Source organism: Plasticicumulans sp., from assembly GCF_035331805.1.
Lineage (GTDB): Bacteria > Pseudomonadota > Gammaproteobacteria > Competibacterales > Competibacteraceae > Plasticicumulans.
Window position 1 is genome coordinate 1 of the sequence record NZ_DAOLKE010000191.1, and the last position, 6,844, is coordinate 6,844.

The 6,844-nt window shown below is 71.6% G+C and carries 9 protein-coding genes and 1 pseudogene; all 10 read left to right on the plus strand.

Annotated elements, in window-relative coordinates; translation table 11 throughout:
• A partial coding sequence (locus PKE44_RS12915) for a PDZ domain-containing protein (protein WP_324551833.1) occupies positions 1–313 on the plus strand: 313 nt, incomplete at its 5' end.
• A gap of 97 nt (positions 314–410) precedes the next feature.
• A complete protein-coding gene (gene minC / locus PKE44_RS12920) occupies positions 411–1,154 on the plus strand; it encodes a septum site-determining protein MinC (protein WP_324551835.1) in 744 nt (247 codons plus the stop codon).
• Between the two features lie 11 nt (positions 1,155–1,165).
• Positions 1,166–1,975 (plus strand): septum site-determining protein MinD, encoded by an 810-nt coding sequence (gene minD, locus PKE44_RS12925; RefSeq protein ID WP_324551837.1) that lies wholly within the window; start codon positions 1,166–1,168, stop codon positions 1,973–1,975.
• A 2-nt stretch (positions 1,976–1,977) separates the two neighbouring features.
• Positions 1,978–2,292: a cell division topological specificity factor MinE gene (gene minE / locus PKE44_RS12930; RefSeq protein ID WP_324551839.1), complete on the plus strand. Its 315-nt coding sequence runs from the start codon at positions 1,978–1,980 to the stop codon at positions 2,290–2,292.
• A 17-nt stretch (positions 2,293–2,309) separates the two neighbouring features.
• A complete protein-coding gene (locus PKE44_RS12935) occupies positions 2,310–2,720 on the plus strand; it encodes a S4 domain-containing protein (protein ID WP_324551841.1) in 411 nt (136 codons plus the stop codon).
• Between the two features lie 110 nt (positions 2,721–2,830).
• Positions 2,831–4,048 carry a YjgN family protein gene (locus tag PKE44_RS12940; protein ID WP_324551843.1) on the plus strand — a complete coding sequence of 406 codons (1,218 nt, stop codon included), beginning with the start codon at positions 2,831–2,833 and terminating at the stop codon, positions 4,046–4,048.
• A complete protein-coding gene (locus PKE44_RS12945; RefSeq protein ID WP_324551845.1) occupies positions 4,045–5,082 on the plus strand; it encodes a M48 family metallopeptidase in 1,038 nt (345 codons plus the stop codon). Before PKE44_RS12940 ends, PKE44_RS12945 begins: the two co-directional genes overlap by 4 nt.
• A gap of 128 nt (positions 5,083–5,210) precedes the next feature.
• Complete coding sequence (locus PKE44_RS12950; protein ID WP_324551848.1) at positions 5,211–5,654, plus strand: NUDIX hydrolase; 444 nt, start codon at positions 5,211–5,213, stop codon at positions 5,652–5,654.
• A gap of 190 nt (positions 5,655–5,844) precedes the next feature.
• On the plus strand, positions 5,845–6,426 hold the full coding sequence (locus PKE44_RS12955; RefSeq protein WP_324551851.1) for a sigma-70 family RNA polymerase sigma factor: 582 nt from the start codon (positions 5,845–5,847) through the stop codon (positions 6,424–6,426).
• Positions 6,423–6,844: pseudogene (locus PKE44_RS12960) on the plus strand (hypothetical protein); the annotation flags it as partial. The gene PKE44_RS12955 and the pseudogene PKE44_RS12960, both read left to right, overlap by 4 nt.

The window sequence follows — 6,844 nt, forward strand, 5'->3', positions numbered from 1 at the left end:
GGAGCTGCGCGTCGCGCACGTGCTCGACGGCGGGCCGGCGCAGGCAGCCGGGCTCGCGGCCGGGGACGTGCTGGTCGCCCTCGATGGTCTGCGCGTGCAGCCGCGCGGCTTCGAGCGCCAGCTCGGGCGCTACGCGCCGGGGGCGCGCGTCGAGCTGCTGGGGTTCCGGCGCGACGAGCTGATGCGCTTCCCGCTCGAACTCGCCGCCGCCCCGGCCGACACCGTCTGGATCACGCCCGACCCGCAGGCGGACGCCGAAGCCCTGCAGCGCCGTCAGGCCTGGCTCGGTGAGACCGGTGTGTCGCCGGGGTGAGCTTGAACGGTCGGGGGCGAGTGTTTAGAGTCACCGCCGTCTGCGGCCCGCAACAGATCACAACAATTCCGGACAGGGGACGTACGCTCCCGACGCCATGACCCAGACGCCGACCGCCGAGGCGCCCTTCGAGCTCAAGGGCAGCCTGTTCACGCTGACTGTGCTGCATCTGCGCGAGACCGATCTCGGCGCGATCGAGCAGGCGCTGCTCGTCAAGATCGCCCAGGCCCCGGCGTTCTTCGCCAACACCCCGGTCGTCGTCGATCTCGACGCGCTCGCCGATACGGCGGCGATGCCGGATTTCGCCGGGCTGGCGCGGATCCTGCGCACCCACGGGCTGGTGCCGGTCGGCGTGCGTCACGGCAGTGCCGCGCAACTCGCCGCCGCCGCCGCCGCCGGGCTGCCGATGCTGCCGGAAAGCCGTCCGGCGCTGCGGCGCGAAGCAACGACCGATGCCGGCGGCGATGCGAAACCCGCAGACCCCGGCCCGCACAACCGCGTCGTCGTGCAGCCGGTGCGCTCCGGCCAGCAGGTCTACGCGGCCGACGGCGACCTGACGCTGCTCGGTCCGGTCAGTGCCGGTGCCGAGGTGCTCGCCGATGGCAGCATCCATGTCTACGGACCGCTGCGCGGCCGGGCGCTGGCCGGCGTGCGCGGCAAGCTTGAAGCCCGCATCTTCTGCCTCGGCCTCGAAGCCGAGCTGGTGTCGGTCGCCGGCCGATACCGCATCCTCGAAAAGAACGGCGAAGGCTGGGGCAAGGCCGTGCAGATCTACCTGTCCGGCGAACACCTGATCATCGAGCCGCTCACCGTCGAAGCCGGCGCGCACCGCAAGTCCTAGGAGACACACCCTTGGCCAAGATCATCGTCGTCACCTCCGGGAAGGGGGGCGTGGGCAAGACCACGACCAGTGCGAGCTTTGCCACCGGGCTCGCGCTGCGCGGGCACAAGACCGTCGTCATCGACTTCGACGTGGGTCTGCGCAACCTCGACCTGATCATGGGCTGCGAGCGGCGCGTCGTGTACGACTTCGTCAACGTCATCAACAACGAGGCGACGCTGAACCAGGCGCTGATCAAGGACAAGCGCGTCGAGAGCCTGTACGTGCTGCCGGCCTCGCAGACGCGCGACAAGGATGCGCTGCACAAGGAAGGCGTCGAGCGCGTGCTCGAGGAGCTCAAGCAGAGCTTCGACTACATCATCTGCGACTCGCCGGCCGGCATCGAGCGCGGCGCGATGATGGCGATGTACTTCGCCGACGAGGCGCTGGTCGTCACCAATCCCGAGGTGTCGTCGGTGCGCGATTCCGACCGCATCCTCGGCATCCTCGCCAGCAAGTCGCGCCGCGCCGAGCAGGCCGAGGAGCCGGTGCGCGAGCATCTGGTGCTGACGCGCTACTCGCCCGAGCGCGTCGAGAAGGGCGACATGCTGTCGGTCGACGATGTCATGGAGATCCTCGCGATCCCGCTGCTCGGCGTGATCCCGGAGTCCTCGGCGGTGCTGCAGTCGTCGAACTCCGGCGTGCCGGTCGTGCTCGACGAGCAGGCCGATGCCGGCATCGCCTACGCTGACCTGGTTGCCCGTTTCCTCGGCGAGGAGCGCTCGCACCGCTTCCTGAGCGTCGAGCGGAAGGGCTTCTTCAAGCGCCTGTTCGGTAACTGAACATGGGCTTCTTCGACTATTTCCGTTCCTCCCGGCACAAGGACAACACCGCCGCGGTCGCCAAGGAGCGCCTGCAGATCATCGTCGCGCACGAGCGCGGCGCGAACCGCCGGCACAGCCCCGACTACCTGCCGGCGCTCAAGCGCGAGCTGCTGGAGGTCGTGCGCCGCTACGTGCAGGTCGAGCAGGACCAGATCAAGGTGCATCTGGACCGCGACGGCGACTTCGAGGTGCTCGAACTGAACATCCTGCTGCCCGATGACGAATCGGCGCGGGTGACGGTGACGACGCCGTCGGCGCCGAAACCGGCGCGCTGACGCAGGAAACCGCAGCGGTGAGCGGCGTGGCCGATGCCGGGGCCGGGCGTGTCCGCCTCGACAAGTGGCTGTGGGCCGCGCGCTTCTTCAAGACCCGGGCACTCGCGACCGAGGCGGTGAGCGGCGGACACGTGCATGTCGGCGGCGAGCGCGTGAAGCCGGCGCGCAGCCTGCATCCGGGCGACCGGCTCGACATCACGCGCGGGCACGAGCGCTTCGAGGTCATCGTGCGCGCGCTGTCGGAGCAGCGCGGGCCGGCCAGCGTCGCGCAGACGCTGTACGAGGAAACCGCCGCCTCGCGCAGCCGCCGCGAGCACGAGGCCGAACAGCACCGGCTGCAGGCCCTCGCGAATCCCCGCCCGGATGCCCGCCCCGACAAGCAGGCGCGCCGGCGCATCCTGCGCTTCGTGCGCGAGGGCGGGGGCTGAAAGCCGCAGGCGCTGCGGTTGGCCGGACGCTTCACCTCTGTCATGCTGCGGCGCAGCGACCGCAGGATCCGCCGGGTTCTCTGCGCCCGGCCTGAACAGGAGGGATGCCGATGCTGCCGCCCGCTTCATGCCGCGCCCCGTACGATGATTTCGAAGGGCTGAGTCTGGTGCCGCTCGACAACGCGCCGGATCGCCCGCCGGCTCCGCCGGCGGGCGGTGCGCTGCCGCGCCAGCCGCATCCGCCCGGACTGCCGGTCGCCGCCGTGCCGCTGCGCATGCGCGTGCAGTTTCATGGCGAGGGCGGCGAGTTCTTCCGCATCTGGATCGTCAACCTGCTGCTGACGGTGCTGACGCTCGGCATCTACTCGGCCTGGGCCAAGGTGCGCACGCGCCGCTACTTCTACGGCTGCACCTCGCTCGCCGGTTCGACCTTCGAGTACCTGGCCGAGCCGATGGCGATCCTGAAGGGGCGGGCGGTGCTGGCGGTCGCCCTGCTGCTGCTGTATGCGTCGCTGTCGATGATGCCGCTGTTCGGCGCCGCCCTGCTGGTCGGCGCGCTGCCGTTCGTGCCGGCGCTGATCGTCTCCAGCCTGCGCTTCAACTACCGGGTGACGCGCTGGCGCAACGTCGCCTTCCGCTTCACCGGCAGCTACGGCGGCGCGGCCGTGGCCTTCCTGCTGTGGCCGCTGCTCGGCGTCGTGAGTTTCGGCCTGCTGTGGCCGAAGGCCATCCAGGCGCAGCGCAGCTATCTGCTGAATCACGTGCACTACGGCAACGCTGCGTTTTCGGCCGACATCCCGCTGTGGCCGGTCTACGGCTGCTCGATCGTCGCCAGCGTGCTGCTCGGCATCGTCACCGCGGTGGCGACGGTGCTGAGCGGGCTGATGCTGGCGCGCGCCGGCCTGCGGCCGCAGTCCATGGCGGATCTGGACCACTGGCAGCTTTTTGCACTGGTGCTGCCGACGCTCGCCTACCTGTTCGGGCTGACGCTGTCCGCGGCCTATTACCGCGCGGCACTGCGCAACATCGTGCTCGCCGACGTGGCGATCGGCGACGGCCACGGCCTGCGCAGCCATGTGTCGGTGCTCGACTACATCGCCTTCGCGACCGGCAACCTGCTGCTGACCGTCGTCACGCTCGGGCTGGCGCGCCCGTGGGTGCGCGTGCGCACCGCACGCTATTTCGCGACCACGACCACGATCCGTTTCGCCGTGCCGGCCGGCGCGGCCATGGCCGGCATCGCCGCGGTGACCGAGGCGGCCGGTCGTCGCGGCTCGACGCTCGGCGATGCCGCCGGCGATGCCTTCGACTGGGATCTGTCGCTGTGAGTGAAGCCGGGAGCCTGCGCATCGCCGGCTGCCACTACCCGGCCGGCAGCGCCGCCGGCCAGGCCGCCGAACTGCACGTCAGCGCCGATGGCGCGCTGCGGCTCGAACCCGGCGGTCGTGCGCTCGGTCACTGGCGCGGCCTGCGCGTGCCCGAACGGCTCGGGCGCGCACCGCGCGTGCTCGGACTCGGGGATGGCGGCGGCTTCGAGACCGGCGACAATGCCGCCGTCGATGCCTGCGAACGGCGCTTCCGCGGCCGGGTCGCCGGTGGCCGGCTGCATGCGCTCGAAGGCCGCTGGACGATCGCGTGGCTCGCGCTCGCCGGACTCGGCTTCTCGATCTTCGCCGGCTTCGTCTGGGGCATCCCGGCGCTCGCGGCGCGCGTGGCGCCGTGGCTGCCGGCGTCGGTCGTCGTCGGCAGTTCCGAGGAGACCCTCGCGAGTCTCGACCGTCACGTGCTCGGTCCGAGCCGCCTGCCGGCGGCGCGCTGCGAGGTGCTCGAAGCCACGCGCGCGCGCCTTGCCGCGCGTGCCGGTCTGAGCGGCGGCCGGCTCGAATGCCGGCGCGGCGGTGCGTTCGGTGCCAACGCCTTTGCGCTGCCCTCGGGGCTGGTCGTGATCACCGATGAGTTCGTCGAACTCGGCGGGGACGAGGACGAGCTGGCCGGCGTGCTCGCGCACGAGGTCGCGCACGTCGAGTACCGGCACGGCCTGCGCCAGGCGCTGCAGGGCAGCCTGCTGACGCTCGGTGCGGCGCTGCTGACCGGGGATCTCGCCAATGCCGGCAGCTTCATCGCGCATCTGCCGGTCGTGCTCGCCGGCCTGCATTACTCGCGCGACTTCGAGCGCGAGGCCGATGCGCGCGGTGCGGCGCTGATGCGCGCCGAAGGCCGCGATCCGCGCGCGCTCGCCCGGGCGCTGGCGCGGCTCGAAGGCGCGGCCCGGCAGAAGGAACGTCCGGCAGCGCCGGCCTGGCTGTCCGATCACCCGGACACGCAGGAGCGCATCGCGCGCATCGAGGCGCTGGCACGCTGAAGCCTGCGCCGCACCGGCCGCGAGGGGCGCCAGCGGGCAGGCTCCGGCACGAGTCCGGCTTGCCCGGGCGCGTGCAGCCGCTACGGTTTGGATGAATCTTCCCCTGGCCGCCCCCCGGAGCCTGCCCGATGCCCCTGCCCGTCACGCCGCGCCTGACCGTCGATGCCATCATCGAACTCGCCGACCGCCCCGGCCGGCCGATCGTGCTGATCGAGCGGCGCAACCCGCCGCCGGGCTGGGCGCTGCCCGGCGGCTTCGTCGATGTCGGCGAGCGCGTCGAGGACGCCGCGATCCGCGAGGCGGCCGAGGAGACCGGGCTGGACGTGCGCCTGATCACGCTGCTCGGCATCTACTCGGACCCGGCGCGCGACGCGCGCTTCCACACCGCCGGAGTCGTCTATGTGGCCGAGGCCACCGGCACGCCGGTGGCTGCCGATGACGCGCGCCACCTCGATGTCTTCGATCCGGACGGCCCGCTGCCGCTGCTCGCCTTCGATCATGCGCAGATCCTCGCCGATTACCGCCAGTGGCGGGCACACGGCACTGGCGCGCCGCTGCGCCCGGCGCACTGAATTCCCGTTCTCACGGCAGCGGATGCCATCCTGATTTCATCCTGATTCCGTCCGGATTCCATTCTGACTGCATCCGTTCGCCGGTCCGGCCCGCATGGCTTGCTGACGGCGATGCTGCGCGACCACCGCTGCCGCCCGAATGCACGGGTGGGCAGCAGGGCGGTGGCGCCTGATCACACGGGGAGTCTCCATGTCTGCACCCGCCGAATTGACCGATCTGCTGCTGGCCAGCGGCCGTGGCGATCGACCTGCCTTCGAGCGCCTGTACCGGCTCAGCTCGCCGCGTCTGTACTCGCTGGCGCGCTGGCTGCTCAAGCGCGATGCGCTGGCCGAGGAGATCATGCAGGAGGCCTACGTGCAGATCTGGCGCGACGCCGCCCGCTTCGATCCGGCGCGCGCGTCGGCGATGACCTGGATGGCGGTGATCGTGCGCCACCGCGCGCTCGACGAACTGCGCCGCAAGCGTCCGGAGCTCGAACCCGGCGGTGGTTCCGCCGGCAGCGACGAGGACGATGCCATGCCCGAACCGGGAGTGGCCGAGGCCGATCCGGATGCCGGCCCGCTGGAACTCGCGCTCGCCGACGGCGACCGCCGCCAGCTCGGCATCTGTCTGGAGACGCTGAGCGAGATGCAGCGCCAGAGCATCCTGCTCGCCTTCCTGCGCGGCCTCACGCACTCCGAGGTCGCCAGCGCGCTGGCCGCGCCGCTCGGCAGCGTCAAGAGCTGGGTGCGCCGCGGACTCGAACAACTGAAGAGGTGCCTCACGTCATGAACTACCGCGATCCGAAACTGGGCACCCGGCTCGCGGCGGAGTACGCGCTGGGCACGATGGGAGGGCTGGCCCGCCGCCGCTTCGAGGGTCTGATGGCCGCCGATCCCTGGCTGCGGCGCGAGGTGCGCGCCTGGCAGGACGATCTCTACGGCATCGTCGAGCTGATCCCGGAGCGCACCCCGCCCGAGCGGCTGTGGACGCACATCGAAACCCGGCTGTGGCCGGTCGCGACCGGCAGGGTCGTGCCGCTCGCGCCGAAGGCCCGGCCGTCGCGGCTCTGGCAGGTCTGGAGCGGACTGGCGACGGCGGCGGCATTGCTGCTGGCCGTGGCCGTGTGGCGGGCGCCGGCGCCGCCCTCGCCGCAGCCGCTGGCGGTGCCCGATTACGTCGCCGTGGTCAGTGACCGCGACGGCCGGCC

Coding starts and splice junctions, on each gene's coding strand:
- minC (WP_324551835.1), top strand. CDS start 411: ATGACCCAGACGCCGACCGCCGAGGCGCCCTTCGAGCTCAAGGGCAGC.
- minE (WP_324551839.1), top strand. CDS start 1,978: ATGGGCTTCTTCGACTATTTCCGTTCCTCCCGGCACAAGGACAACACC.
- PKE44_RS12940 (WP_324551843.1), top strand. CDS start 2,831: ATGCTGCCGCCCGCTTCATGCCGCGCCCCGTACGATGATTTCGAAGGG.
- PKE44_RS12950 (WP_324551848.1), top strand. CDS start 5,211: ATGCCCCTGCCCGTCACGCCGCGCCTGACCGTCGATGCCATCATCGAA.
- PKE44_RS12955 (WP_324551851.1), top strand. CDS start 5,845: ATGTCTGCACCCGCCGAATTGACCGATCTGCTGCTGGCCAGCGGCCGT.